This window comes from Halomonas daqiaonensis, from assembly GCF_900109725.1.
Classification (GTDB): Bacteria; Pseudomonadota; Gammaproteobacteria; order Pseudomonadales; family Halomonadaceae; genus Halomonas; species Halomonas daqiaonensis.
In genome coordinates this window covers 35,307-59,444 of record NZ_FOBC01000018.1, presented here as the reverse complement: position 1 = coordinate 59,444, position 24,138 = coordinate 35,307, and the positions used below count along the sequence as shown (strand labels likewise).

The 24,138-nt window shown below is 62.6% G+C and carries 21 protein-coding genes; 13 read left to right on the top strand and 8 right to left on the bottom strand.

The window, feature by feature from the left end; all coding sequences use genetic code 11:
- Positions 1-188 precede the first annotated feature (188 nt).
- Complete coding sequence (gene gbdR, locus BMY30_RS13880; protein ID WP_089714720.1) at positions 189-1,340, bottom strand: choline metabolism transcriptional regulator GbdR; 1,152 nt, start codon at positions 1,338-1,340, stop codon at positions 189-191.
- A 169-nt stretch (positions 1,341-1,509) separates the two neighbouring features.
- Here gbdR and BMY30_RS13875 point away from each other — a divergent pair, with 169 nt between their 5' ends.
- The 3 genes from BMY30_RS13875 (at position 1,510) to kduD (ending at position 4,059) form a co-directional block, all read left to right on the top strand.
- On the top strand, positions 1,510-1,788 hold the full coding sequence (locus BMY30_RS13875; RefSeq protein WP_244516219.1) for a transposase: 279 nt from the start codon (positions 1,510-1,512) through the stop codon (positions 1,786-1,788).
- Positions 1,789-1,877: 89 nt separating this feature from the next.
- Positions 1,878-2,864 carry a sugar kinase gene (locus BMY30_RS13870; RefSeq protein WP_089714718.1) on the top strand — a complete coding sequence of 329 codons (987 nt, stop codon included), beginning with the start codon at positions 1,878-1,880 and terminating at the stop codon, positions 2,862-2,864.
- A gap of 442 nt (positions 2,865-3,306) precedes the next feature.
- Entirely contained in the window at positions 3,307-4,059 is a 753-nt protein-coding gene (kduD, locus tag BMY30_RS13860) for a 2-dehydro-3-deoxy-D-gluconate 5-dehydrogenase KduD (protein WP_089714714.1), read from the top strand.
- 4 nt (positions 4,060-4,063) lie between these two features.
- Here the strand turns inward: kduD and BMY30_RS13855 are convergent, their stop codons facing one another.
- A complete protein-coding gene (locus tag BMY30_RS13855) occupies positions 4,064-5,869 on the bottom strand; it encodes an IlvD/Edd family dehydratase (protein ID WP_089714712.1) in 1,806 nt (601 codons plus the stop codon).
- Between the two features lie 78 nt (positions 5,870-5,947).
- Positions 5,948-7,693, bottom strand: coding sequence for an IlvD/Edd family dehydratase (locus tag BMY30_RS13850; protein ID WP_089714710.1), 1,746 nt, complete (start codon positions 7,691-7,693; stop codon positions 5,948-5,950).
- A 210-nt stretch (positions 7,694-7,903) separates the two neighbouring features.
- Between BMY30_RS13850 and BMY30_RS13845 the strand changes: the two genes are divergently transcribed.
- The 5 genes from BMY30_RS13845 to BMY30_RS13825 all read left to right on the top strand — a co-directional run bounded on the left by BMY30_RS13845 (position 7,904) and on the right by BMY30_RS13825 (position 13,533).
- Positions 7,904-8,923, top strand: a complete 1,020-nt coding sequence (locus tag BMY30_RS13845) for a TRAP transporter substrate-binding protein (RefSeq protein ID WP_089714708.1) — start codon at positions 7,904-7,906, stop codon at positions 8,921-8,923.
- Positions 8,924-8,995: 72 nt separating this feature from the next.
- The gene (locus BMY30_RS13840; protein ID WP_089714705.1) at positions 8,996-9,607 is read left to right on the top strand and encodes a TRAP transporter small permease subunit; all 612 of its coding nucleotides are present in this window, start codon (positions 8,996-8,998) and stop codon (positions 9,605-9,607) included.
- On the top strand, positions 9,607-10,908 hold the full coding sequence (locus BMY30_RS13835; protein ID WP_089714702.1) for a TRAP transporter large permease: 1,302 nt from the start codon (positions 9,607-9,609) through the stop codon (positions 10,906-10,908). Before BMY30_RS13840 ends, BMY30_RS13835 begins: the two co-directional genes overlap by 1 nt.
- Before the next feature lie 34 nt (positions 10,909-10,942).
- Positions 10,943-11,932 carry an AraD1 family protein gene (gene araD1, locus BMY30_RS13830; RefSeq protein ID WP_089714700.1) on the top strand — a complete coding sequence of 330 codons (990 nt, stop codon included), beginning with the start codon at positions 10,943-10,945 and terminating at the stop codon, positions 11,930-11,932.
- Positions 11,933-11,952: 20 nt separating this feature from the next.
- Positions 11,953-13,533 carry an aldehyde dehydrogenase (NADP(+)) gene (locus BMY30_RS13825; protein ID WP_089714698.1) on the top strand — a complete coding sequence of 527 codons (1,581 nt, stop codon included), beginning with the start codon at positions 11,953-11,955 and terminating at the stop codon, positions 13,531-13,533.
- Between the two features lie 131 nt (positions 13,534-13,664).
- On the opposite strand, the gene BMY30_RS13820 is transcribed toward BMY30_RS13825, so the two are convergent.
- A complete protein-coding gene (locus BMY30_RS13820; RefSeq protein WP_244516218.1) occupies positions 13,665-14,423 on the bottom strand; it encodes a FadR/GntR family transcriptional regulator in 759 nt (252 codons plus the stop codon).
- Positions 14,424-14,659: 236 nt separating this feature from the next.
- Between BMY30_RS13820 and BMY30_RS13815 the strand changes: the two genes are divergently transcribed.
- The 5 genes from BMY30_RS13815 (at position 14,660) to BMY30_RS13795 (ending at position 20,227) form a co-directional block, all read left to right on the top strand.
- Positions 14,660-15,409, top strand: a complete 750-nt coding sequence (locus BMY30_RS13815) for an SDR family oxidoreductase (RefSeq protein WP_089714694.1) — start codon at positions 14,660-14,662, stop codon at positions 15,407-15,409.
- A gap of 98 nt (positions 15,410-15,507) precedes the next feature.
- Complete coding sequence (locus BMY30_RS13810; RefSeq protein ID WP_089714692.1) at positions 15,508-16,359, top strand: fumarylacetoacetate hydrolase family protein; 852 nt, start codon at positions 15,508-15,510, stop codon at positions 16,357-16,359.
- Positions 16,360-16,376: 17 nt separating this feature from the next.
- On the top strand, positions 16,377-17,405 hold the full coding sequence (locus BMY30_RS13805) for a zinc-binding alcohol dehydrogenase family protein (RefSeq protein WP_089714690.1): 1,029 nt from the start codon (positions 16,377-16,379) through the stop codon (positions 17,403-17,405).
- Between the two features lie 15 nt (positions 17,406-17,420).
- Positions 17,421-19,064, top strand: coding sequence for a UxaA family hydrolase (locus tag BMY30_RS13800; protein ID WP_089714689.1), 1,644 nt, complete (start codon positions 17,421-17,423; stop codon positions 19,062-19,064).
- Between the two features lie 11 nt (positions 19,065-19,075).
- Entirely contained in the window at positions 19,076-20,227 is a 1,152-nt protein-coding gene (locus BMY30_RS13795) for a mannitol dehydrogenase family protein (RefSeq protein WP_089714687.1), read from the top strand.
- 10 nt (positions 20,228-20,237) lie between these two features.
- Here BMY30_RS13795 and nanR read toward each other — a convergent pair whose 3' ends face one another.
- The 4 genes from nanR to BMY30_RS13775 form a co-directional block, all read right to left on the bottom strand.
- The gene (gene nanR / locus BMY30_RS13790; RefSeq protein ID WP_089714685.1) at positions 20,238-20,957 is read right to left on the bottom strand and encodes a transcriptional regulator NanR; all 720 of its coding nucleotides are present in this window, start codon (positions 20,955-20,957) and stop codon (positions 20,238-20,240) included.
- 91 nt (positions 20,958-21,048) lie between these two features.
- On the bottom strand, positions 21,049-22,125 hold the full coding sequence (locus tag BMY30_RS13785; RefSeq protein WP_089714683.1) for an Ldh family oxidoreductase: 1,077 nt from the start codon (positions 22,123-22,125) through the stop codon (positions 21,049-21,051).
- Positions 22,126-22,162: 37 nt separating this feature from the next.
- Positions 22,163-23,542 (bottom strand): TRAP transporter large permease, encoded by a 1,380-nt coding sequence (locus BMY30_RS13780; RefSeq protein WP_089714681.1) that lies wholly within the window; start codon positions 23,540-23,542, stop codon positions 22,163-22,165.
- Positions 23,543-23,568: 26 nt separating this feature from the next.
- Positions 23,569-24,105 carry a TRAP transporter small permease gene (locus BMY30_RS13775; protein WP_089714679.1) on the bottom strand — a complete coding sequence of 179 codons (537 nt, stop codon included), beginning with the start codon at positions 24,103-24,105 and terminating at the stop codon, positions 23,569-23,571.
- Positions 24,106-24,138 lie beyond the last annotated feature (33 nt).

The window sequence follows — 24,138 nt, the reverse complement described above, 5'->3', positions numbered from 1 at the left end:
GCTCCGGCGTTGTTATGGACTTGCCGGCAGCATATCCCTGGCCAACCCCGAATCGGCGTTTGGAAGCGACGGTGAGAATTCCAAAAACGTCATGGCGGACGCAATCACGACGAGCCTGGTCTCCCCTGATGGCAGTTCAGCCCCGGGGCGCTTCCTTTACGAGGTCAGGTGAGTAGCACCGGAGACCGTCACACTCCCTCTCCCTGCTTGATCTTGACGCTGGCGTAAGTGGGCTCGCCCCGTGCCTGGTCGAGGGCAACCCCGGCGCTGGAGGGCGGTCCCGCCGACAGCGGCTCGAAGGTGGCGGACTTCAACAGGGTAGCGTCTTCCTTCTTCAGGGTCGGCGGCGAGAATTCCGGCGTGGTGATCCCCAGTCGTTCATCCCGGGGCGGTATGCCGAAGAACTCGCGATAGCACTTGGAAAAATGCGGCGTGGAGACGAAGCCGCAGGCAGAAGCCACATCGATGATCGAGAAGGAGGTCTGCTTGAGCAACTGGCGGGCGCGGGTCAGACGCAGCTTGAGGTAGTAGCGCGACGGCGCACAGAGTAGATGTTTCTGAAACAGCCGCTCGAGCTGGCGACGCGACAGATCGACATAGTCCGCCAATTCGTCGAGCCCGATGGGCTCCTCCAGATTGGCTTCCATCAGGGCGACGATCTCCAGCAGCTTGGGCTGGGTGGTACCGAGCACATGTTTTAGTGGTACTCGCTGTTGGTCGCTCTCCCCGCGCACCCGATCGCAGATGAACATCTCCGAGATGCCGGCGGCAAGCTCCCGCCCGTGATGACGACTGATCAGGGTGAGCATCATGTCCAGTGGTGCAGTGCCACCGGAAGAGGAGACACGGTCGCGATCGATAGAGAACAGCCGCGGCGTCAGTATCACCCGCGGGAAGGCCTCCTGCATGGCCGCCAAGCACTCCCAGTGGATGCTTGCCTCGTAGCCATCCAGCAAGCCTGCCTTGGCCAGCGCCCAGCTGCCGGTACAAATGGCACCCAGGTGTCGCGATAGACGAGCCTGGGACTGCAGCCAGGCGATATGCTCACGCTGCACGCTGCGATTGGGTCCGACGCCGCCACAGACGATGACCATGTCGAGACTCAACGGCACCGAGAGCGCCGCATCGGGAGTGACCTGCAAGCCATCGCTTGCTCTTATCGGTTGGCCGTCGACGCTGAGCGTATACCAGCGATATAGCTCGCGCCCGGCCAGCTGATTGGCCATGCGCAACGGCTCAATGGCTGAAGCCAGAGAGAAAAGGGTGAAATTTTCCAGCAGCAGGAATCCGATGGAATGCGGAGCGGCCGGCTTGTGCGATACCTGAGAGGGGAGGGTCATGGCTAGACTCCTGTGAGGAGCGTACACAGGTTATTATTATGTCGCTATCTGGACGCTTGCCTGTGTCTGTTTGTCGTGATTAGACAAGTTCCCCCTACAAATGTAGCGCAAGGCGTCGTGATTTGGCATGTCATTTTTGTAGGGTCGTCGGTCTCAATGACCGAGAACCGTGCCGGTTTTCTCGGAGATGCGGAAGACGGTTGCCGACCAGCGGCTTCTCAAGCCGACGGCGAAGGCCCTGACGACGCTGGAGCGCCACGGCGAGCAGGTGGTAAGGTGCTGCATTTCCGGCCTGACCAACGCACGTCTAAAAGGCATGAACAGTTCATTCCAGGCGAGCAAGTCGCGCACACGTGGCGACCGGAACGAGGCCAATTTCATCGCGATGATCTACCTGATTGGTAGTGGACACCTGCTTGATCAGGCCAAATCTACAAGAAACGTCTAAGAACCCTTCTGTCACATGGCCCCTGACGTTGGCAGCCTACCCAGCGCCAAGAAGTACCGGCAACACTTTACGACACTGCGAGGTATCCCATGTCCGCCCCTGCTTCTCCCGCTCCGGAAATCCTTGCCTTCGGTGAGGCCATGACAATGTTCGTCGCCGAGACCCCTGGCGAACTGGCCGAGGTCGAGACCTTCCAGCGGCGCATCGCCGGTGCCGACACCAATGTTGCCATCGGCCTGGCACGACTGGGCTTCCACGTAGGCTGGCTGAGTCGGGTCGGCGATGACGGCTTCGGCACCTTCATCCGCCGTACCCTAGAGCAAGAGGGGCTGGACTGCCGCCACCTGATCAGCGACACGGAACATGCCACCGGCCTGGTCTTCAAGGAGCGAGCCGACGGCGGCGCTGACCCACGGGTCGAATACTTTCGTCGCAACAGCGCCGCCAGCCAGCTCTGCCTGGACGATGCCGCCGAGGTGGACTTCACCGCGGCACGCCACCTGCACGCCACCGGCATCCCCCCGGCGCTCTCCGTCAGGGCCCGGGAGTTGTCCTACCATATGCTGGAACAAGCACGGGAAGCAGGCGTCAGCATCTCCTTCGACCCCAACCTGCGCCCCAGCCTGTGGCCAAGCGAGGCCGAGATGTGCAAAACCCTGAACGCCCTGGCGGCCAGGGCCGACTGGGTGCTGCCCGGCCTGGCCGAGGGCCGGCTGCTCACCGGACATGACAGCCCCGAGGCGATCGCCGACTTCTATCTTGAACGTGGGGCCAAGGCGGTGATCATCAAGCTGGGTCCCGAGGGCAGTTACTACCGTGGCCACCTAGGGGGCAGCAAAGAAAGCTTCACCCTGCCCGGCTTCCCGGTCGCCAAGATAGTTGACACCGTGGGGGCCGGCGATGGCTTCGCCGTGGGCGTTATCAGTGCCCTGCTCGACGGCCGCTCTCCCCGGGAAGCGGTACGCCGCGGCAACCTGATTGGCGCCGAGGCAGTCCAGGTGATCGGCGACATGGAGGGCCTTCCCCACCGCGAGCGACTCGCTGAACTGGAAGCCAATCTGGGAGAACCATCATGACAAAAAAATCCTGGCTTACGGACGCCTCAACGAAGCACAACTTGCCGAGTTCGTAAGACACGGCGACTGGCAGGCAAGCATCGGCGAGACGCACTTCGGGAGTGACGTCCACGGCAAGACGCTGGGCATGATGGTCGACGAGGCGGCCTGGGAAAAGCGCCATGGATCATGAAGTCTCCTCAGTACAACTAAAGGGCAATGGGGATGGAGGCGAGTCTCTCCTAAATTTTGGATCAGCCGCAGTGGGCGTGGCCGCCGGCCTGGCTACCGGCATGCAAGTCGTCCATTTCAATCACTTCCCCGACGAGGAAATCACTTCCGAGGGGGCCATAGGCATCCGTCACGCCAGCGAACTCCTGCGGGTCATAAGCGGACTCATCGAACCCGCCCCAATCCGGACCTGAAATGCCCGGCCATTTTCCGTTCTAAGGAGGCTCGCTGGATGACACTTTTCTCGCTGAAAGGCCAGGTGGCCATGGTCACCGGCTGCAACAAGGGACTCGGTCAGGCCATGGCCGTGGCCCTGGCAGAAGCCGGAGCCGACATTGTCGGCGTGAACCGCAGCCCTGCGCACGAGACACGCGCCGCGGTGGAAGCCCAGGGTCGGCGCTTCTTCGACGTTCAGGCTGAACTCGATAAGGACACGCCGGGGGAGATCGTCGCACGGGCACTGGAAGCCGCCAAACAGCTGGATATTCTAGTCAACAATGCCGGCACCATACGGCGGGCGCCGGCGCTGGAATTCTCGGAAGAAGACTGGGACGCCGTGGTCGACGTCAACCTCAAGGCGGCCTTCTTCCTCGCCCAGCAGGTCGCTCGCCACCTGGTTGAGCGCCAGGCACCGGGGCGAATCGTCAACATCGCCTCGGTACTCTCCTTCCAGGGGGGCATCCGCGTACCTTCCTATACCGCCAGCAAGAGTGGCATCCTCGGCCTGACTCGCCTGCTGGCCAACGAATGGGCGACCCACGACATCACCGTCAACGCCATCGCCCCGGGCTACATGGCCACAGACAATACCCAGGCCCTGCGCGAGGACGAGCAGCGCAGTGCAGAGATACTCGACCGTATTCCCGCAGGGCGTTGGGGAAAGCCGGAAGACCTGGCCGGGGCGGTGGTCTTCCTCTGCTCGCCGGCAGCCGCCTACGTCAATGGTCACGCCTTGGCGGTAGACGGCGGCTGGCTGGCCCGCTGAGGCCTCAGTGGTTGTCCCGCGGCGGGCTCCTGCGGGCCACGTCACGATACTGCGTCGCCGTCGTCAGGATCATGCCGCGGTCGAGGGGTTCGACCAGGCCGCGCTGAATCTCCTGCCAGGGGGTCTGGTGATCCGGATAACGGTAGCCGCCCGCTTTCTCGAGACGTTCGCGCCGCGCCATGATCTCGCTGTCGTCGACCAGGAGGCGGACTTCGCCACTCGTCAGATCGATGCGTAGCCGGTCGCCATCCTCGAGCAGGGCCAGACCGCCGCCGGTGGCAGCCTCCGGGGAAGCATTGAGAATCGATGGCGAGCCAGAGGTACCCGACTGGCGACCATCCCCCAGGCACGGCAGCGATTCGATACCGCGCCGGATCAGGGCTTCCGGTGGCTGCATATTCACTACCTCGGCACCGCCCGGGTGGCCGACGGGACCCGCGCCGCGCATCACCAGCAGGGTACGCTCGTCGATACCGAGTTCGGGGTCGTCGATTCGGGCGTGGTAATCTTCGGAGCCGTCGAAGACCACCACCTTGCTCTCGAAGGCATTCGGGTCTTCGCTGTCCTCGAGGAAGCGTCGGCGAAATTCCCGGGAAATCACGCTTGTTTTCATCAGCGCCGAGTCGAAGAGGTTGCCTTTGAGATTGAGGAAACCGGCATGCTCGACCAGGGGATTGTCGTAGCGACGGATCACCTCGGTATCGCGGGTCTCGCAACCCTGCACGTTAGCGGCGAGTGTTTGGCCGTTGACGGTCAGGGAATCGCCGTTGAGCCGTCCGGCAGCGAGCAGTTCATGCACCACGGCGGGCACGCCACCGGCACGGTGAAACTCCTCGGAGAGATAGGCCCCCGCCGGCATGACATTGGCCAGCAGCGGGATCTCATGGCCCAGTGCCTGCCAGTCGTCGTTGGTCAGCTCGATGCCGCTATGCCGGGCGATGGCGTTGATATGGATGGGGGCATTGGTAGAGCCACCCAGAGCCGAGCAGACCACGATGGCGTTCTCGAACGCCTCACGGGTCAGGATGTCCAGCGGCCGCAGGTCCTCCCAGACCATCTCGACGATACGCTCACCGGTCTGGTAGGCGACGATCGGGCGCTCCTTGTAGGGCGCCGGAATCATCGCCGAACCGGGCAGGCTCATGCCCAGTACCTCGGCCATGGAATTCATGGTCGAGGCGGTGCCCATGGTATTGCAATGGCCCACCGAGGGCGCCGAATCGGCACCACGCGCCAGGAACTCGTCGTAATCGATATCGCCGGCAGCCAGGCGCTTGCGCAGCTCCCAGATGATGGTTCCCGAGCCAACGCGTTCGTTGTCGCGCCAGCCATTCAACATCGGCCCGCCAGAGAGCACGATGGCGGGGATGTTCACAGTGGCCCCGGCCATCAAGGCCGCCGGGGTCGTCTTGTCGCAACCGGTGGTGAACACCACCCCGTCCAACGGATAGCCATGGAGCACCTCGACCAGGCCTAGGTAGGCAAGGTTTCGATCCAACGCCGCCGTGGGTCGGCGTGCGTTCTCGTGGATGGGGTGCATGGGAAACTCGAAGGGCACACCCCCGGCGGCACGGATACCATCCTTGACCCGCTTGACCAGCTCGATGTGGTGGCGGTTGCAGGGGGTCAGGTCGGATCCGGACTGACAGACACCGATGATCGGCTTGCCGCTGGTCAGCTCGTCGAGGGTTATCCCGTAATTCATGTAGCGCTCTATACAGATCGCCGTGGTGCCTGGATGCTCAGGATTATCGAACCACCAGCGCGAACGCAGTCGTTCTGGAGTTATCTTGCGCGTGTTATCGGTCATGACGGCTCCTGTCCAATCGGGGATCCATAAACGTCGTTTCGACAAGCATAGTCGTCCAGAGACTGGTCCAATCAATCATCAGTGAGAATGCCTGGGCACTTCAGCACCACGGCAACCGACGAGGAAGTCAAAGTCACAGCCTTCGTCAGCCTGCAAAACACGTTCGATGTACAGCTGCCGATAGCCGCCGTCACTGGCGATGCGCCGTGAGGCCGCAGTGGCATCACTTTGCTCCAGCCGCGACGTCAGCTCCTCGTCACTGACTTCCAGGTTCAACCGCCCCGACTCACAATCGAGTTCGATCCAGTCGCCATTGCGGACTACCGCCAGTGGGCCGCCGGCAGCGGCTTCAGGCGCCACGTGCAACACCACGGTGCCGTAGGCGGTGCCGCTCATCCGTGCATCGGATATGCGCACCATGTCGGTGACTCCCTGCTCAAGCAGCTTCGAAGGTAGACCCATGTTGCCGACTTCGGCCATGCCATGATAGCCGCGAGGACCACAATTCTTCATAACCAGGATGTTGTCGGCATCGACATCCAGGGCGGGGTCGTTGATGCGTGCCTTGTAATCGTCGAAATCCTCGAAGACCACTGCTTGGCCACGGTGCGTCATCAGTTCCGGGGTCGCCGCCGAAGGTTTCAAGACCGCACCGTTGGGAGCGAGATTACCGCGTAGCACGCACATGCCCCCATCGGGAACCAGCGGAGCGTCCAATGGACGAATCACATCTTCGTTATAAAGCGGAGCGTCCTGGACGTTTTCCCATAATGTCTTGCCGTTGACGGTAAGGGCATCCTTATGCGGGAGCCGGTCCGCCTCGCCTAGCCGGCGCAGCACTGCGGGCAGGCCACCAGCATAGTAGAACTCTTCCATCAGATAACGCCCGGAGGGCTGAAGGTCAACAATGGTGGGCGTGCCGCGACCGATGCGTGTCCAGTCATCGAGGGAGAGGGCGACACCGATACGCCCTGCGATCGCCTTGATATGGATCACGGCATTGGTCGAACCACCGATGGCGGCATTCGTGCGAATGGCGTTCTCGAAGGCCTGCCGGGTCAGTACCCTGGAGAGCTTCAGGTCTTCATTGACCATCTCGACGATGCGATTACCGGAGAGGTGTGCCAGCACGTAGCGGCGGGAATCCACGGCGGGAATAGCAGCATTGTGCGGCAGCGAGGTGCCCAGCGACTCGGCCATACAGGCCATGGTCGAGGCCGTACCCATGGTGTTGCAAGTGCCCGCCGAACGCGACATGCCAGCCTCAGCGGCCATGAAGTCGTGCATCGATATCTTGCCTGCCTTGACCTGCTCGGACAGCTGCCAGACCACGGTGCCCGAGCCGATGTCCTTACCCTGGTGCTTGCCATTGAGCATCGGGCCGCCAGTCACCACGATCGTCGGTATGTCACAGCTCGCCGCGCCCATTAAAAGCGCCGGAGTCGTCTTGTCGCAGCCCACCAACAGCACCACCGCATCCATGGGATTGCCACGAATCGCCTCTTCGACGTCCATGCTCGCCAAATTGCGGGTGAACATCGCGGTAGGCCGCAGGTTCGATTCACCGTTGGAAAACACCGGAAACTCCACCGGATAGCCACCCGCTTCCAACACGCCCTTCTTGACGTGCTCGGCAAGCTTGCGGAAGTGGGCATTGCATGGCGTCAGCTCCGACCAGGTGTTGCAGATACCAATAATCGGCTTGCCCTGGAACTCGTGGTCGGGAATCCCCTGGTTCTTCATCCAGCTGCGATACATGAAGCCGTTCTTGTCGGCGGTGCCGAACCATTCGGCGCTGCGCAGCGGACGCTTGCGATCGGTCATCGAGGAGTCTCCTTTCATGAGATTGAGGCCGTGGCTTGCCCCGAAATGAGGTGATGTGCCCTGAAAGTACTCCCTCACCCTCCCGCAGTCGACACATACGAAAGTATATGTTGAACAAATTACCGATATGTTCAATCTTTAGGGTGCCCACTACGGGATAGCCGCACAGTTTCATTGCGCCACAACAAGAACCTCTGACGGAGACTTCACATGCTCAACCTCAAACACAGCCTGATCCTCACCGGCTCGGCCCTGCTGCTCGGCCTATCCACGGCGCAAGCGGCGGAATACGAATGGAAGTTCCAGGCTTCCGAGACCTCCGGCGAACCCAGCTTCAAGATCAAGCAGGAGTGGGCCGACAAGATCACTCAGATGACCGATGGTCGGGTCGAGATCGAAGTCATGCCGATCAATGCTGTGGTCGGGCCCACCGAAACCCTGAGCGCCGTCAGTGCCGGTATTCTCCAAGGCCACATGACCGACCCCAGCTACTTCTCCGGTCAGGATCCTGCCTTCGGCATGCTCGGCAACCTGGTCGGTGCCTGGCAGAACCCGTATGACTTCCTTGAGTACATGAAGTACGGGGGCGGGGAAGAGCTCTACAACGAATTGGTCGAGCCCTATGGCGCTCACCTGATCGCCTCTGCGACCTTCCCGCTGGAATCTGTACCCTCCACCGTGCCTATCAAGACGCTCGAGGATTTCCAAGGACTGAAGATCCGCGCCCCCCAAGGCATGGTTTACAACATCTTCGAACGCATCGGCGCCACCCCCGTCAACCTGCCCGGCTCAGAAGTCTATACCGGCCTGGAGAAGGGGGTGATCGATGCCGCCGACTCCACGGTGCTTTCCAACAACGACGCCATGGGCCTGCACGCCTTCGCTCCCTACCCCCTCTATCCCGGCTTCCACTCCATGCCGATGATTGCCGTATCGATCAACAAGGATATCTGGGACGGCCTGCCGGAGGAACTACGGACCACCCTCAACATTGCCTTCGACGGCATGGCCTACGACCTGATCGCGCGCCTCAAGCAGCAGGACATCGAGACCCTGCAGAAGCTTCAGGAAGACCCTGACGTCCATCCCTTCGACCTCCCCGCCGAGGAACGCAAGGAGTTCCGCACCGCGGCGGAACAGGAATGGAAAGAGTGGGCCGGCGAGAACGAAATGACTCAGAAGATCTACGACTCTGCCACCGCCTTCCTGCGCTCGCGCAACCTGCTCTAATCCCGCATCTGTCACCCCCAACCGGCCCATCACCCGAAGCAGCCCCTCGGGTGATGGGCGCAGAGTCTAGCCATGTCACAGAAAATCCCTGAGACACAAGACCTCTCTCCCGACACGCAAGACCTTTCCGACATTCTCGAAAAGGTCGAGGTGATATCCCCCGAACGAAACGCCCTCGACCGCGTGATAGCCCGCGGTGCACGTGTTGCTGCCTGGCTGGTGCTGCTAGCCATGGGAATCAGCGTGGTCGAGGTCTTCATGCGCTATGGTTTCAACAACCCCACCTCCTGGGTGCACGAGACCGTGGTGTTCCTGATCGCGGTGATCTTCGCACTCGGCGGACCAGCTGCCATGGCACGCAACAGCCATATCCGCGTCAAGGTCCTCTATGACGGTGCCGGCCCCCGGCTGAAGTGCTGGATGGACCGTCTCAACGATCTCCTGACCTTGGTCTTCTGCCTGACCATGAGCTATGCCGCCTTTCAAATGTTCTGGGGCGCGTCTCACAATCCCCTCGGCGAGTGGTCGCTGGAGCGTTCGGGAACGTCCTGGAATCCTCCCTTTCCCGCCATGGTCAAGGGCACGATCTTCTTCGCCCTGACATTGATGACGCTTCAGGCAGTGCTGCACCTGATCGAGTCGATCAGGGCCAGGCCCGATCATGCTGACAAGGAGACACGCTGATGGATATCGGAACAGCGACAATCCTGATGGTCGGCGCGATCTTCGCGCTGCTTGTGACCGGCCTGCCGCTGGCCTTCATCACTGGCCTGGTGGCCATGGTCTTCACCTTCGGCTGGTTCGGTGAAACGGCACTGCCGCTGGTAACCAGCCGAGTCTACGGCTTCATCACCGAGTACTCCCTGGTGGCGGTGCCGATGTTCGTGCTGATGGCTTCCCTTCTCGACCGCTCGGGAATCGCCAAGGACCTGTTCAATGCCATGCGCGTCTTCGCCGGACGCCTGCCCGGAGGCGTAGCGGTACAGACTATCGTAGTAGCCTTCTTCCTTGCTGCGCTCTCGGGAATCATCGGTGGGGAGATCGTGCTGCTGGGCATTCTGGCACTGCCGCAGATGCTTCGCCTGGGCTATGACAAGCGACTTTCCATCGGCGTAGTGTGCGCCGGCGGTGCTCTCGGCACCATGATGCCACCGTCGATCGTGCTGATCATCTACGGCCTGATCGCCAGCGTATCAATCGCCGAGTTGTTCACCGCGGCGGTGACCCCGGCGGTGATCCTCATGGGGTCGTACATCGCCTACGTGCTGGTGCGCTGCCTGAAGAACCCTGCCTTGGGCCCACCTCTGGACGAGTCCACCCAGGACAACCCCTTTGCCAGCAAGCTCGATGCCGTCAAGGCCATCGTGCTGCCGGGGATGATCGCCTTCCTGGTGCTGGGCACCATCTACGGCGGTATCGCCTCGGTAACCGAGGCCGCCGCCATGGGGGTGTTCGGGGTGCTGTTGGCCATCGCCGTGCGCGGCGAGTTCGCCATGGGCATGCTGCACCACAGCCTGGGCCAGACGATGAACACCTGCGGCATGATCATCTGGATCGGCATCGGGGCTGCGGCCCTGGTGGGTGTCTACAACCTGATGGGCGGCAATCGCTTCGTATCGGGCATGATCCTGGGGCTCGATGTGGCCCCCATCGTGATCATCATGGTGATGATGGCGATCATGCTGATACTGGGGCTGTTCCTCGACTGGATCGGCATCGCCATGCTGGCCCTGCCGATCTTCCTGCCCATCGTCGTCCAGCTGGGCTTCGATCCCATCTGGTTCGGCATCCTCTTTGCCGTGAACATGCAGGTGTCATTCCTCTCACCTCCCTTCGGCCCCGCCGCCTTCTATCTCAAGAGCGTGGCACCGCCGGATATCAGCCTGCAGGACATCTATCTCTCGGTACTGCCCTTCATGGCAATCCAGTTGTGTGTCCTCGCCGCCCTCCTGATGTGGCCGCAACTGGCCATCTGGCCGCTTTGACGACTCTCAACTCCCCTTCCATGAGGAAACCACCATGCGATTGATCCAGTGTGATCATCAGGGCCAGGTTCGCGCCGCCCTGGTGGAGAACGAAAAGCAGGTCAGGCTGCTCGATGCCGATACCCTGACCCTGGCGCGGCGAGCCATCGGTCGCGGCAAGCCGCTCGAGGATGTCGTCGCCTCCGCCCTCACCGAGACGCGGCTCGACTACCAGCAATTGATTGACGAGAAGCACCTGCTGCTGCCACTGACCCATCCCGACCCGGCCCACTGCCTGGTCACCGGCACCGGCCTGACCCACTTGGGCAGTGCCGATACCCGCTCGGCCATGCACGCCAAGGCCCAGGCCGACGATGCCGAGTTGACCGACTCCATGCGCATGTTCAAGCTGGGGGTCGAGAACGGCAAGCCCGCCGCCGGCGAGACCGGCGCCCAGCCGGAGTGGTTCTACAAGGGCGATGGCGGCTGCGTGGTGGCCCCGGAAGCCGAGATCCCGGTACCCGGCTTCGCCGAAGACGCCGGAGAGGAGCCGGAGCTCGCCGGGCTCTACGTGATCGGCGACGACGGCACGCCCTGGCGGGTCGGCTTCGCTATCGGCAACGAGTTCTCCGACCATGTCACCGAGCGCTTCAACTACCTCTGGCTAGCCCACTCGAAGCTGCGAGCCTGCAGCTTCGGGCCGGAGTTGCTGGTCGGCGAGCTGCCCTCCCACCTGGAGGGCACCAGCCGCATCGTGCGCGACGGCGAGACCCTATGGGAGAAGCCGTTCCTGACCGGCGAGGCCAACATGGCCCACAGCCTGGCCAACCTGGAGCATCACCACTTCAAGTACGCCAACTTCAGGCGGCCGGGGGACGTACACGTGCACTTCTTCGGCACAGCGACGCTGAGCTTCGCCGACGGCATCCGGACCCGCGAAGGCGACCGCTTCGAGATCGCCCTGGCCGACTTCGGAAGGCCGCTGCGCAATGCATTGCGCTTCGAGGCAGTGACCTCGGCAACCGTCGAGATTCCCTCACTCTGAACCAACACCAGGAGAACATCATGGCATTGGAAGGCAAGCTACTGATTGGCCAGAAGGCCGTCAGCGGAAACGCGAATCCCATCAACGCTATCAATCCCGCTACCGACGAGACCCTGGAGCCCACCTATGTCGGCGGCGGCAAGGAAGAGGTCACCCAGGCCTGCGAGCTGGCTTGGACGGCCTTCGATACCTACCGCGAGACCTCCCCGGAGGAGCGGGCGGTGTTCCTCGAGACCATTGCCAGCGAGATAGAGGCCATCGGCGATGACCTGATCGAGCGCGCCATGGCCGAGAGCGGGCTGCCCCGGCCGCGCCTCGAGGGCGAACGCGGCCGCACCTGCGGCCAGCTGCGCCTCTTCGCCGGTGTGGTGCGCGCCGGCGAATGGCTCGACGTGCGCGTCGATCCAGCCATGCCTGATCGGGAACCGATGCCCCGAGCCGACCTGCGCCAGCGCCACGTCGCCCTGGGGCCCGTAGCGGTCTTCGGCCCCAGCAACTTCCCCCTGGCATTCTCCGTCGCCGGCGGCGATACCGCCTCGGCCCTGGCCGCCGGCTGCCCGGTGGTGGTCAAGGCGCACTCGGCGCACCCCGGCACCTCCGAGCTGGTGGGCCGCGCCCTGCAGAAGGCGGTCAAAGCCTGCGGCCTGCCCGAAGGCGTGTTCTCGCTGCTGTTCGGCTCCGGCCGCGAGGTGGGCGCCGCGCTGGTCGCCGACCCGCGCATCAAGGCGGTGGGCTTCACCGGCTCGCGCAGCGGTGGTACCGCCCTGATGACGATCGCCCAGAACCGCGCGGAGCCGATCCCGGTCTACGCCGAGATGAGCAGCATCAACCCGGTGTTCCTGCTGCCGGAGGCGCTCAAGGCGCGCGGCGACAAGATCGCCGAAGGCTTCGTCGGTTCGCTGACCATGGGCGCCGGCCAGTTCTGCACTAACCCGGGCCTGGTGATCGCTCACGAGGGCAAGTCACTGGATGCCTTCCTCGACGCCGCCGGCGAAGCGGTCAAGGAGAGCCCCGCCCAGACCATGCTTACCCCGGGCACCCACGAGGCCTACCAGGAGGGCGTGGCATACTACGCTGGCCACGACGGCGTACGTGAAGTGGCACGCGGCCAGGCGGGCTCGGGTACCAATCAGTGCCAGGCCGGCCTCTTCGTCACCACGGCGGCGGATTTCCTCGGCGACGAAACCCTGCAGCGCCAGGAGGTCTTCGGGGCCTGTTCTCTGGTGGTGGCCTGCGCCAGCAACGACGAGCTGCAGCGGATCGCCGAGAGGCTCGAGGGCCAGCTCACGGCCACCCTGCAGATGGACGATGCCGACCTCGACATGGCACGCAGCCTACTGCCCACGCTCGAGCGCAAGGCGGGACGGATACTGGCCAACGGCTGGCCGACCGGGGTGGAAGTCTGCCACAGCATGGTGCATGGCGGCCCCTATCCGGCCACCTCTGACAGCCGCACCACCTCGGTGGGCAGCGCGGCCATCTTCCGCTTCCTGCGCCCGGTCTGCTACCAGGCGCTGCCTGCAGGCCTGCTGCCCGAGGCACTCAAGGAGGGCAACCCCCTCGGCGTGAGCCGCCTGGTGGATGGCAAGCGCGAAGCGTGACATGGCAGGTCAGGGACAACATGCAGAATCATGCTGTCCCTGACTGAACATGGATTTGCTGCTTTTCATCCGACTCCCGTAAGACTGTCATACTGCCGACGCCACTCTCCTTATACAGGGCGTCGACCCCCTCACAGTAGTTCCAGTTCCTTCCCCAACCGGCTGTCGCCGGTCTCGATACCCAGCGCCTTGGCGGTTCCCTCGAGCACTGCCTGGGCGGCCAGGAAGGCTTCTCGCGGGTTGCGGGCACGGATGTGCTCCATCACTTGTCGATGACGTTCGAGGCTTTCCTCGGGATCCGTGGTGCTGATGTTGGATTCGGACACCAGCAGATAGATGGAGGGGCGCAGGATGTGCGACAGCTGGGACCAGACGATGTTGTGGGTTGCCTTGAAGATGGCGACATGGAAGGCGACGTCGTAGTCGCTGTGCAGTCGACGCTCCTCGGCGCAGGTCGCATCGTAGAGATTCTTGCCCATCCCCTCGAAAGCTTCCTCGATGGCCACGAGATCACGCGCCTTGGCGTGACGGGCGGCCGTCATGGCGACATAGGGCTCGACATCCAGGCGAAAGGCGAGGATCTCCCGCTGGATTCTGGGATTTGGCGAGGCGTAGCGGGTTATCCAGTCGGTCACCACGGGATCGAGGATGTTCCAGTCCTCGTACTCCCTGACCTTGGAGCCATGACCCGAGATACGCTCGATGATCCCGACATCCACGAGGCGGCGCAGGTCGCTGCGTACCGCCGAGCGATTGATCGCGAACTGTTCGCAAAGATCAATTTCCCGAGGGACGAAATCCCCCGGTCGATAGACGCCGGAGAAGATGGACTCGGCCAGGAATTCGGCAACATTGAGACGTTGGAGGGTTTTGACGGGCTTTGCATTCACGGGTGCAACCACCAGGACAGGATTTCGCCATATCCTGAAGTATGGTGCACATACACGCAATATGACGTTTGATGGGCCTGAGAAACTGAGCCATACTCCAGAATGCTTGAAAGCTAGCATCCTGTCATACCATGCAACCAACCATGTGACGTGCGGGATACTGTTCCGAAGACAGGCTCCGGCAAATGCCCTTGCAGCGACCGGTTGCCGATTACCAGGAAATCACGGAACCGCCAATGCGATTGCACAACAAGACAGCACTGATCACCGGCGCAGGCCAGGGCATCGGCCGAGCCAGTGCCCTGCGCTTTGCCGAGGAGGGCGCCCGGGTCATCGCCACCGATCTCGACCCCGACAAGCTGCGCGACCTGGCCGATGCCAACGGCATCGAGACCAGGCGACTCGATGTTCTCGATGCCGATGCCATCCTTGTCCTGAAGGGCGACTTGCCGCCCCTCGACATCCTCTTCAACTGTGCCGGCCATGTCGCCAGCGGATCCCTGATGGAGTGCGAAGAAGAAGAGCTGGCATTCTCGCTGTCGCTCAATGTCATCGCCATGTATCGCATAATCCGCGCCCTTTTGCCCAGCATGATCGACGGGGGTGGCGGCAGCATCATCAACATGGCCTCGGTGGCCTCCAGCCTCAAGGGCGTGCCCAACCGTTTCGCCTACGGCACCAGCAAGGCCGCGGTGATCGGCCTGACCAAGTCGGTCGCCGCCGACTACATCGGTCAGGGAATTCGCTGCAATGCCATTTGCCCCGGTACCGTCGAATCGCCCTCGCTGCGAGAGCGCATCCGTGAACAGGCGCAACAGCAGGGTCGCGACGAGGCCGACGTCTATGCCGACTTCATCGCCCGCCAACCCCTCGGTAGGCTCGGCATGCCGGAAGAAATCGCCGCACTCGCCACCTACCTGGCCGCCGACGAATCCGGCTATACCACCGGCACGGTGCAGATCATCGATGGTGGCTGGCTCGCCTGAGAGAGCCCCTGCGAGACCTCTCGGAAACAAGCTCTTGAAAACTATCTACTAGAAATCTTCTCCTGAAACCCATCTTTCAAGAACAAGGGAATACCATCATGAAACTGCTGCGATTCGGTCCGAGTGGCCACGAGAAACCCGGCCTGGTGGACCCTGACGGGGTCATTCGCGACCTCTCGGCCCACCTGCCCGATCTGGACGGACCCCATCTGGACAGGGAACGGCTGGCAACCCTCGCAGACCTGGATACCGACCGACTTCCCGAGGTTCCCGCCGATACCCGCCTCGGCCCCTGTGTCGGCCGGGTCGGCAAATTCATCTGCATCGGCCTCAACTATTCCGACCATGCCGCCGAGACCGGCGCCCAGGTTCCCCCGGAGCCTGTGGTGTTCAACAAGTGGACCAGTGCCATCTGTGGCCCGAACGACGATGTCAGGATTCCGCGTGGCTCACAGAAGACGGACTGGGAAGTCGAACTCGGCGTGGTCATCGGCAAGGGGGGCCGCTATATCGAAGAAACCGATGCCATGGACCACGTGGCCGGCTACTGCGTGATCAACGACGTCTCGGAGCGCGAATACCAGCTCGAGCGTAGCGGTACCTGGGACAAGGGCAAGGGCTGCGACACCTTCGGCCCCCTGGGGCCCTGGCTGGTGACCCCCGACGAGGTCGCCGACCCCCACCAGCTGGCCATGTGGCTGGAGGTAGACGGCCACCGCTACCAGGACGGCAGTACAGAAACCATGGTCTACCAGGTTCCCGTCCTGATCAGCTATCTCAGCCGCTTCATGAGCCTGCAGCCCGGCGATGTCATCTCCACCGGCACTCCGCCGGGGGTGGGGATGGGCCAGAAGCCGCCTGTCTACCTCAGGCCCGGTCAGCGCATGCGCCTGGGGATCGAGGGGCTAGGCGAGCAGCATCAGTTGGTCATCGCCGACGAGTCCACCTGAACGAGAGGAAACCATCGATGCGCAGCGTCGTCTGTACCCGCCCGGGACTCATGGAATGCGAAGAGAGAAAGGCACCTAGTTGTGGTGCCGGCGAAGCCGTGCTGCGCATCCGGCGCATCGGCATCTGCGGCACCGATATCCACGCCTATGGCGGTAACCAGCCCTATTTCAGCTACCCCCGGGTGCTGGGCCACGAGCTGGCCGGCGAGATCGTGGAGGTGGGTGACGGTCGTGACCAGGCACTGGTGGGGCAGAACGCCTCGTTGATCCCCTACCTGCACTGTGGCGAGTGCCGTGCCTGCCGCAAGGGCCTGACAAACTGCTGTCAGCATATGCAGGTAATCGGCGTGCACCGGGATGGCGGCATGTGCGACCTGCTGGTGGTCCCGACCGACCACCTCATCACCTCCTCGAGCCTGTCCCTCGACCAGTTGGCCCTGATGGAGTGCCTGGCCATCGGTGCCCATGCCGTGCGGCGCAGCGAACTGGATGGCGACTCGCTGGCGGTGGTGGTCGGCGCCGGCCCGATCGGCATGGGCGTCGTGCAGTTCGCCCGCGAGAGCGGTGCCAGGGTGGTCGTGATCGACCCCAGCGAACAGCGTCTTGCCTTTTGCCGCGAGACGCTGGGCATCGAGCTGACCCTCAACCCCATGCAGGAGGATCCCGTCGAGTTCCTGGCGAGCATCAGTGACGGCGCCATGGCCGATGTGGTGTTCGATGCAAGCGGCAACGCCCATGCCATGCAGAAGGGGTTCGACTTCGTCGGCCACGGGGGCCATTACGTGCTGGTGAGCATCGTCAAGTCTGACATCACCTTCAACGACCCCGACTTCCATCGCCGGGAGATGACCCTGCTCAGCAGCCGCAATGCCACCCGCGAGGATTTCGACCGTGTCGCAAGCCTGATGGCGGCCGGCCGGCTGCAGGAGAGCGCAATGATCACCCACCGTGCCGAGCTCACCGAGGTTCCCGACACCATGCCCCGCTGGTGCGACCCCTCCCATGGCGTGATCAAGGCCATGGTCCAACTCGCGCCATCAGCCTGAAACCCGGAGCCTGCCATGAACCAGACCATCGCCCGTGACGCCGGCCAGTTGGACAGCCTGCGCGTGCATGCCGCCGACAATGTCCGCGTGGCCCTCAAGGACCTGCCAGCCGACAGCGAGATCGACGACGGTGATCGCCGTATCCGGCTTGCCGAGCCGATCCGCCACAAGCACAAGTTCGCCCTGACATCGTTCGAGGTGGGCGACAGCGTGATCATGTATGGCGTTACTGTCGGCCGGGTGACGGCCCCCATCGCCGAGGGCGGCGCCGTCACCACCGAGAACATCGAGCACAATACCGATACCGCCGTGCCCCAGGCGCGTCGCGGGCATTGGCAGGCACCGGAGGTCGGTGCCTTCGAGGACGTCACCTTCGAGGGCTACCACCGCCCTGATGGCCGTGTCGGCACGGCTAACGTATGGCTGGTGGTTCCCCTGGTGTTCTGCGAGAACCGCAATATCGAGGTGCTTCGCCAGTGCGTTGCGGATGCCCTGGGAGACGACCCCTTCCGTGAATACAAGCAAATGGCGCGTGAATTGCTGAAGGGCGCAGCGGCCCTGGACGAGGCCCCCGAGCCCGTTCCGGAGCGCCTCTTCTCCAATGTCGACGGGGTCCGCTTTCTCACCCATACGCTCGGCTGCGGCGGCACCGACGACGATGCCAACGCCCTTTGCCAGTTGCTCGCCGGCTATATCTGCCATCCCAATGTGGCGGGTGCCACGGTGCTCAGCCTGGGCTGCCAGAAGGCCCAGATCCAGATGCTCAGGAATGCGGTCGAGAGGCGCGACCCGGATGGCTTGCGTCCGGTGCACTACCTGGAACAGCAGGCCAGCTTGAGTGAGGAGGATCTAATCCGCCAGGCACTGACCACCATCTTCGATGGCCTGGCCGAGGCCAATCGGGTCGAGCGTAGACCGGCCCCCCTCTCGGAACTCACCATCGGCGTGGAATGCGGCGGCTCGGATGGCTTTTCCGGCCTCTCGGCGAACCCCGTGGTGGGAGGAGTCATCGATCGCCTGGTGGCCCTGGGTGGTAGCGGCATCCTCAGCGAGTTCCCCGAACTCTGTGGTGTGGAACACGAACTTCTGGCGAGATGCCGCGATGATCGAGTGGCCGAGCGGTTCCGCGACCTGATGACCGCTTACCAGAACCATGCCGCCAGGGTCGGTGCCGACTTCTCCATGAATCCCTCGCCGGGCAACATCCGCGACGGCCTGATCACCGATGCCATGAAGTCCGCCGGTGCCGCCAGGAAGGGAGGCGACAGTCCGGTGGTCGATGTCCTCGACTACACCGAGCCTCAGGCCCGCAGAGGGCTCAACTTGCTCTGCACCCCAGGCAACGACGTGGAATCCACCACCGGCCTGGCCGGCTCGGGCGCCAACCTGATCATGTTCACCACTGGACTGGGCACCCCGACCGGCAATCCGATCACTCCGGTGCTGAAGATTTCGAGCAACAGTGAAATGGCCAACCGCATGGCTGATGTCATCGATTTCGATGCCGGCCCCGTGATTCGAGGAGAGGCGAGTATCGACGACCTCGCCGACCGACTGCTCAGGCTCTGCATCGACGCTGCCTCGGGGCGCTACCGTCCGAAGGCCGTGGCACTCGCCCAGTACGATTTCATTCCCTGGAAGCGCGGCGTTTCCCTCTAGGATGCCTGTCCATGATCGCACCACCATCAGAACAACATGCCGAGATCATGCAGTTCGGCACGAGCCGCTTCCTGCTGGCCCATGTCGATTACTTCGTCAGTGAGTCACTGGCGGCAGGAAGAAGCGACAAGCGGGTCGTGATCGTTCAGGGCTCCTCGCGCCCGGAGGGACGACGCAAGGCCCATGACCTGGCCGAACGACTGCAGTACCCGGTTCACTTTCGCGGCAGGCGCGAAGGCCGCACTATCGATGCCGAAGAATGGGTCGACAGCCTCGCCGCCTGTTTGGTCGCCGACAGCGACTGGAAAGAGATAGAACGCCGCTTCGTCGAGGAAATCACCCATGTGGTCTCCAACACCGGGGAGGACGGTTATGCCATCCCCGCTGACGTCGACCCGCGACATGCACTTCCCGCCAGCTTTCCCGCCCGCCTGGCGAAGCTGCTTCATGCCAGATATGCGCGCAACGGCCGGGGTGTCACGCTGATGCCTTGCGAACTGATACAGGCCAACGGCCAACGGCTCCGGGAGATCGTCCGCGACCTTGCTGATACCCGTTACGCCGATCCGGCCTTCGTCTCCTGGCTGGACCAGGAGTGCCTGTGGATCGACACCCTGGTCGATCGCATCGTGTCGAGCACCATCGAGCCGGTGGGGGCCGTCGCCGAACCTTATGGCCTCTGGGCCATAAGGAAATCGCCAGGGCTCGAGTTGCCCTGCCACCATCCCGATGTCCAGGTCGTGAGCGACCTGGCTCCCTATGAGAAGCGCAAGCTGCATGTCCTTAACCTCTCCCATAGCTGGCTGGTCCAGCGATGGCACGACCAGGGATTGGCATCACGCCTTAGCTACGTGCGCGAAGCCATGCAGGAATCCTCTCTACGCGAGCCGCTGGAGTCGATGCTGCGTGATGAGGTCTTGCCGGTGCTCGACCGACAACTCCCTGGCCTGCACCTGGAGGACTATATCGAGACGACCCTGGAGCGTTTCAGCAATCCGTTTCTGGACCATCGCCTCGAGGATATTGCCCAGCATCACCGGGAGAAACTACGCAGACGTCTTGCGCCGGTGCATGAGATGGCAAGGGCACAAGGGCATCCCACGCCGCTGCTGGAGTCCGCGCTGCGTTCGACGGGAATCGTCGGCCAGGCCGAGGCACGCTGAGGGTGAGGCGTCAGCGCGAGGAAAGCCGCTTCTTGAGTTGCATGTAGGTGCCATAGTGGCGGTCCAGGTGTCGACGCATGGCGGCTTCCGAGGCATCGGGATCGCGCGATTCTATAGCTTCGACCAGCTCGATGTGAGCGACAAGGGCCGCCTTGTCCTCGTCCTGCTGCTGCAGCACCTGCGCCCGCCTGTCATCGAGCCATTCGGAGAGCGCCACATGGATGGCATCGAAGATGGGATTGCAGCCGATGCTGGCTAGGACGCCATGGAAGTCGTTATCGGATCGCTTGAAGCGCGCCTCGTCACCGATGGCATCGCGGTTTTCCTGCAAGGCCTGGCGCAAACGAAGGAGATCGGCCTCGGTCGCATGGCGGGCCGCATAACGCGCCAGCGAGATCTCGAACATGGCTCTGGCTTCCTGGAAATACTGCTGACCCTCGGGTTTGGAGAGCAGTTGGCGAGTCACGCCGGAGAGTCTTGCCATCACCGCCTCGGCGGTAGGCCGGATGACCCTCGCCCGGGTGCCGCTGTTGATGGCGATCAGCCCCAGGCGCTGCAGATAGAAGAGGGCTTCGCGGACCGCTGGCCGCCCGACACCGAACTGCTCCATCAGCTCCCGCTCGGAGGGGAGTTGATCGTTTTCGCCGAGTCGACCCTCAAGGATCTCAGCTTCGAGTTGTTCGGCAACCTGTTCGGAAAGGGTCTTTCGCTCCACCCGGTACCTACTCATAAACGCCCCCTCTGTGGGTTATCTTGAACACGAGTCGGGCGCCATTCTAGCGTATTTACCCCTAGCCCTATTGCCACCAGCCCTGCGGCACTCAAGCCATGGGCTTGAGTGGCTCAAGGCCGAGCTCGCTCGCCATGGCGGCATAGGCCGCCTGGTTGGCGCGGTCCAGGGGGATGCCCTCGGCATCGCGCTGCGCTCGACACCGCCATTCACGATCCCCGGGCGCCAGTACCTCGCAGCCGGCGATCGCGGGGCGGGAACGAAGATCCGCGAGATAGTCGCTCAGGCAGGCCTGAAAGGTCGACGCCTCGGTAAAGGCGGCGGGGTTCATCGCCAGGACGAAATGCCCGATACCACGCGGCGTCGACATGTCCGGCCCACCCATGGGCAATAGTCGAAAGCCGTTGAGCATTCCGGCAAGTGTCGAACTGAGCACCTCGACCATGCCACCGAGTCCCGCGCCCTTAAAGCCGAAGTCGCTTCCGCCGAGCGGTAGAAGGGCCGCCACGTCATCAGGCTGACGGGTCACTTCTCCCCGGGCATCGGCAGCGACTTGATCCGGAAGCTCACGACCGATGGCGCCATACTGCTGAACACGATTCCAGGGCACCGAGCTGGTCGCCATATCCAGCAGGTAGGGTGACTCCCCCGCTACAGGGGCGGCGAAGGCAATGGGATTGGTTCCGTGGAAGGACGTCTTGCCTTCGTGCAAGAGCACGAAGGGATCGGAATTGCAGAAGGCCATGCCGATCAGCCCGCGCTCTGCCGCGGCCAGGGCGTAGCAGCCCGCGGCACCGAAATGCGACGAATGACCCACGGCCACCGCCCCGAGCCCGACCTCTTCGGCCATATCTCCGGCATGTGACATCGCGGTGTACGCGGCCAGGTGACCGAAGCCATTGTCGGCATCCAGAAAGCCGGTTGCCGGCAGCCGGCGACTGAAGTCCATTTCGGGATGCCCGCTGACCCTCCCCCCCTGCAGTGCTTTGAGGTAATGAGGCAGCAACCTCAGACCATGGCTGTCGGTCCCCATCCGCGATGCCGTGACCAGGGCCTGCGTCACGGCATCGGCCGAGGCATTATCGGCACCGGTGCAGACCAGGGCCTGTTTGATGAAGCTTTCCAGGTCCCCGACAGGGACCCGGAACTCCTCCGTTGGCTGTTTCATCGATCGCTATTCCTTTTTCCTCTCATGGAAGCGTGGCTCACCGATAGACCAGAGTCGGCAGCCACAGTGAGATCGCCGGAATGAAGGTCACCAGCAGCAGCGAAATCACCAGCGGAATCAGGAACGGCATGGTGCCGCGCATGCAGTTCTCGAAGGAAATGTTCGACACTCGCGACAGGACGTAGAGCACCATCCCCACCGGGGGCGTCAGCAGGCCGATCATCAGGTTGAGTACCATGATCACACCGAAATGTACCGGATCCACCCCTGCGCCCACGGCGACCGGAAGCAGCACCGGCACCAAGATGGTGATCGCCGCGATGGTTTCCATAAAGCAGCCAACTACGATCAGCACCAGGTTGATGATGATCAGCAGCGCGATGGGATTATCGGCAAAAGGCCCAAGCAACCCCACGACGTGTTGGGTCACCTGGTTGCTGGTCATGATCCAGGCAAAGATCGAAGCACCCGCGACAATCAACAGGATGACGGCGGTAGTCTCGATAGTTTCCATGCTGACCTTGAGCAGGCGCCGCCAGGTCAGGATGCGATACACCACGCCGCCCAGGAAGAGCGCATAGACCACCGCCGCGATAGCCGCCTCGGTCGGGGTGAAGACGCCTGAGATGATCCCGCCGACAATGATCAAGGGAGTCAGGAGCGACAGGAAGGCGCGGCGAAAGGTAAACCAGAGGACCAGGATCGAGAACCTGGTATCACGAGGATAGCCTCGCCGCTTGGCCATAATGGTGATCATCACCATCAGTGCGACCCCCATCATCAAGCCAGGAATCAGCCCGGCTGCGAACAGCTGTCCCACTGAGACCGAGGCCATTACACCGTAGATGACCATCGGCAGGCTGGGCGGAATGATCGGGCCTATCGTCGAAGATGCCGCCGTGATCCCAACCGAGAACTGCTCGTCATAGCCGGCATCGCGCATGGCCTTGATCTCGATGGTGCCAAGGCCACCGGCATCGGCAACCGCCGCACCGGACATGCCGGAGAACACGATGCTGGCACCGACATTGACATGGCCCAGGCCACCTCGCATCCAGCCCATCAGCGCCTTGGCGAAATCGAAGATGCGGTTGGTGATGCCACCATTATTCATCAGGTTGCCGGCAAGGATGAAGAACGGGATCGCCAACAACGGGAAGCTATCGATACCATTGATCATGCGATGCACGACCACCACATCCGGCACCTGCCCAGTGATAAAGACATAGAGCAGGCAGGAACCGGCCAGGCTGATGGCGATCGGCACCCCCAGCAACAGCAGGGTAAACAGGGCAGCAAACAGGAAAAGCAGGTACTGGCCGGTGAAGACCAGCAAGAGACAGCCAAGGACCGCCAGCAGAGCGATCAAGGGGGAAATCAATGCACCCCGTCGGCTCACCGCCAGGATTTGAGACATGGGAGGGACTCCGGCCTAGGTTGTCGTTATGGGATCTGGGGATGCACGACGGTGCGATTGCGCCAGCGCACAATCGCGATCTGAACCGAACGCCCCAGCATCAAGAGGAAGCCCAGCAGCACCAGGTAGTAAAGATAGCTTTTGGGGATATCGACGGAGACCATCATCGCCGTAGTCAGGCCGGCAAGTTTCCAGGTGATCCAGGCACCGATCGCGAAGAAGGCGATGCTGACGAGATCGACAAGAGTCACGAGTAGGCGAGACATCCATCCCGGCATGTAACGATAGAAGAATTCAACGGAAATGTGCGTACCCGTACGCACAGCCATTGAGCCCCCCATGAAGCCCACGGTCACCAACAGATAGCGCGCCATTTCTTCCGTCCAGGCGATGGAGTTGCCCAGCACATAGCGGCTGAAGAACTGCAGGAACACATCTAGCGCCAGTATCCAGAACACTGCAAGAGTGGCGTAATCCTCGATACCGTAATCACGCCACTCGAAGGTATCGTCTTCCTCGATCTGAAACCCGGATTCCCCTTCCAGCCATTTTTCGGTCGTCATGAGCTAGCTCCGCGGAAAACGCCACCCCATTGA

What these genes read in the sequence shown, in the direction of transcription:
- gbdR (WP_089714720.1), bottom strand. Translation starts at nt 1,340, where the DNA reads ATGACCCTCCCCTCTCAGGTATCGCACAAGCCGGCCGCTCCGCATTCC.
- BMY30_RS13870 (WP_089714718.1), top strand. Translation starts at nt 1,878, where the DNA reads ATGTCCGCCCCTGCTTCTCCCGCTCCGGAAATCCTTGCCTTCGGTGAG.
- kduD (WP_089714714.1), top strand. Translation starts at nt 3,307, where the DNA reads ATGACACTTTTCTCGCTGAAAGGCCAGGTGGCCATGGTCACCGGCTGC.
- BMY30_RS13855 (WP_089714712.1), bottom strand. Translation starts at nt 5,869, where the DNA reads ATGACCGATAACACGCGCAAGATAACTCCAGAACGACTGCGTTCGCGC.
- BMY30_RS13850 (WP_089714710.1), bottom strand. Translation starts at nt 7,693, where the DNA reads ATGACCGATCGCAAGCGTCCGCTGCGCAGCGCCGAATGGTTCGGCACC.
- BMY30_RS13845 (WP_089714708.1), top strand. Translation starts at nt 7,904, where the DNA reads ATGCTCAACCTCAAACACAGCCTGATCCTCACCGGCTCGGCCCTGCTG.
- BMY30_RS13840 (WP_089714705.1), top strand. Translation starts at nt 8,996, where the DNA reads ATGTCACAGAAAATCCCTGAGACACAAGACCTCTCTCCCGACACGCAA.
- BMY30_RS13835 (WP_089714702.1), top strand. Translation starts at nt 9,607, where the DNA reads ATGGATATCGGAACAGCGACAATCCTGATGGTCGGCGCGATCTTCGCG.
- araD1 (WP_089714700.1), top strand. Translation starts at nt 10,943, where the DNA reads ATGCGATTGATCCAGTGTGATCATCAGGGCCAGGTTCGCGCCGCCCTG.
- BMY30_RS13825 (WP_089714698.1), top strand. Translation starts at nt 11,953, where the DNA reads ATGGCATTGGAAGGCAAGCTACTGATTGGCCAGAAGGCCGTCAGCGGA.
- BMY30_RS13815 (WP_089714694.1), top strand. Translation starts at nt 14,660, where the DNA reads ATGCGATTGCACAACAAGACAGCACTGATCACCGGCGCAGGCCAGGGC.
- BMY30_RS13810 (WP_089714692.1), top strand. Translation starts at nt 15,508, where the DNA reads ATGAAACTGCTGCGATTCGGTCCGAGTGGCCACGAGAAACCCGGCCTG.
- BMY30_RS13805 (WP_089714690.1), top strand. Translation starts at nt 16,377, where the DNA reads ATGCGCAGCGTCGTCTGTACCCGCCCGGGACTCATGGAATGCGAAGAG.
- BMY30_RS13800 (WP_089714689.1), top strand. Translation starts at nt 17,421, where the DNA reads ATGAACCAGACCATCGCCCGTGACGCCGGCCAGTTGGACAGCCTGCGC.
- BMY30_RS13795 (WP_089714687.1), top strand. Translation starts at nt 19,076, where the DNA reads ATGATCGCACCACCATCAGAACAACATGCCGAGATCATGCAGTTCGGC.
- nanR (WP_089714685.1), bottom strand. Translation starts at nt 20,957, where the DNA reads ATGAGTAGGTACCGGGTGGAGCGAAAGACCCTTTCCGAACAGGTTGCC.
- BMY30_RS13785 (WP_089714683.1), bottom strand. Translation starts at nt 22,125, where the DNA reads ATGAAACAGCCAACGGAGGAGTTCCGGGTCCCTGTCGGGGACCTGGAA.
- BMY30_RS13780 (WP_089714681.1), bottom strand. Translation starts at nt 23,542, where the DNA reads ATGTCTCAAATCCTGGCGGTGAGCCGACGGGGTGCATTGATTTCCCCC.
- BMY30_RS13775 (WP_089714679.1), bottom strand. Translation starts at nt 24,105, where the DNA reads ATGACGACCGAAAAATGGCTGGAAGGGGAATCCGGGTTTCAGATCGAG.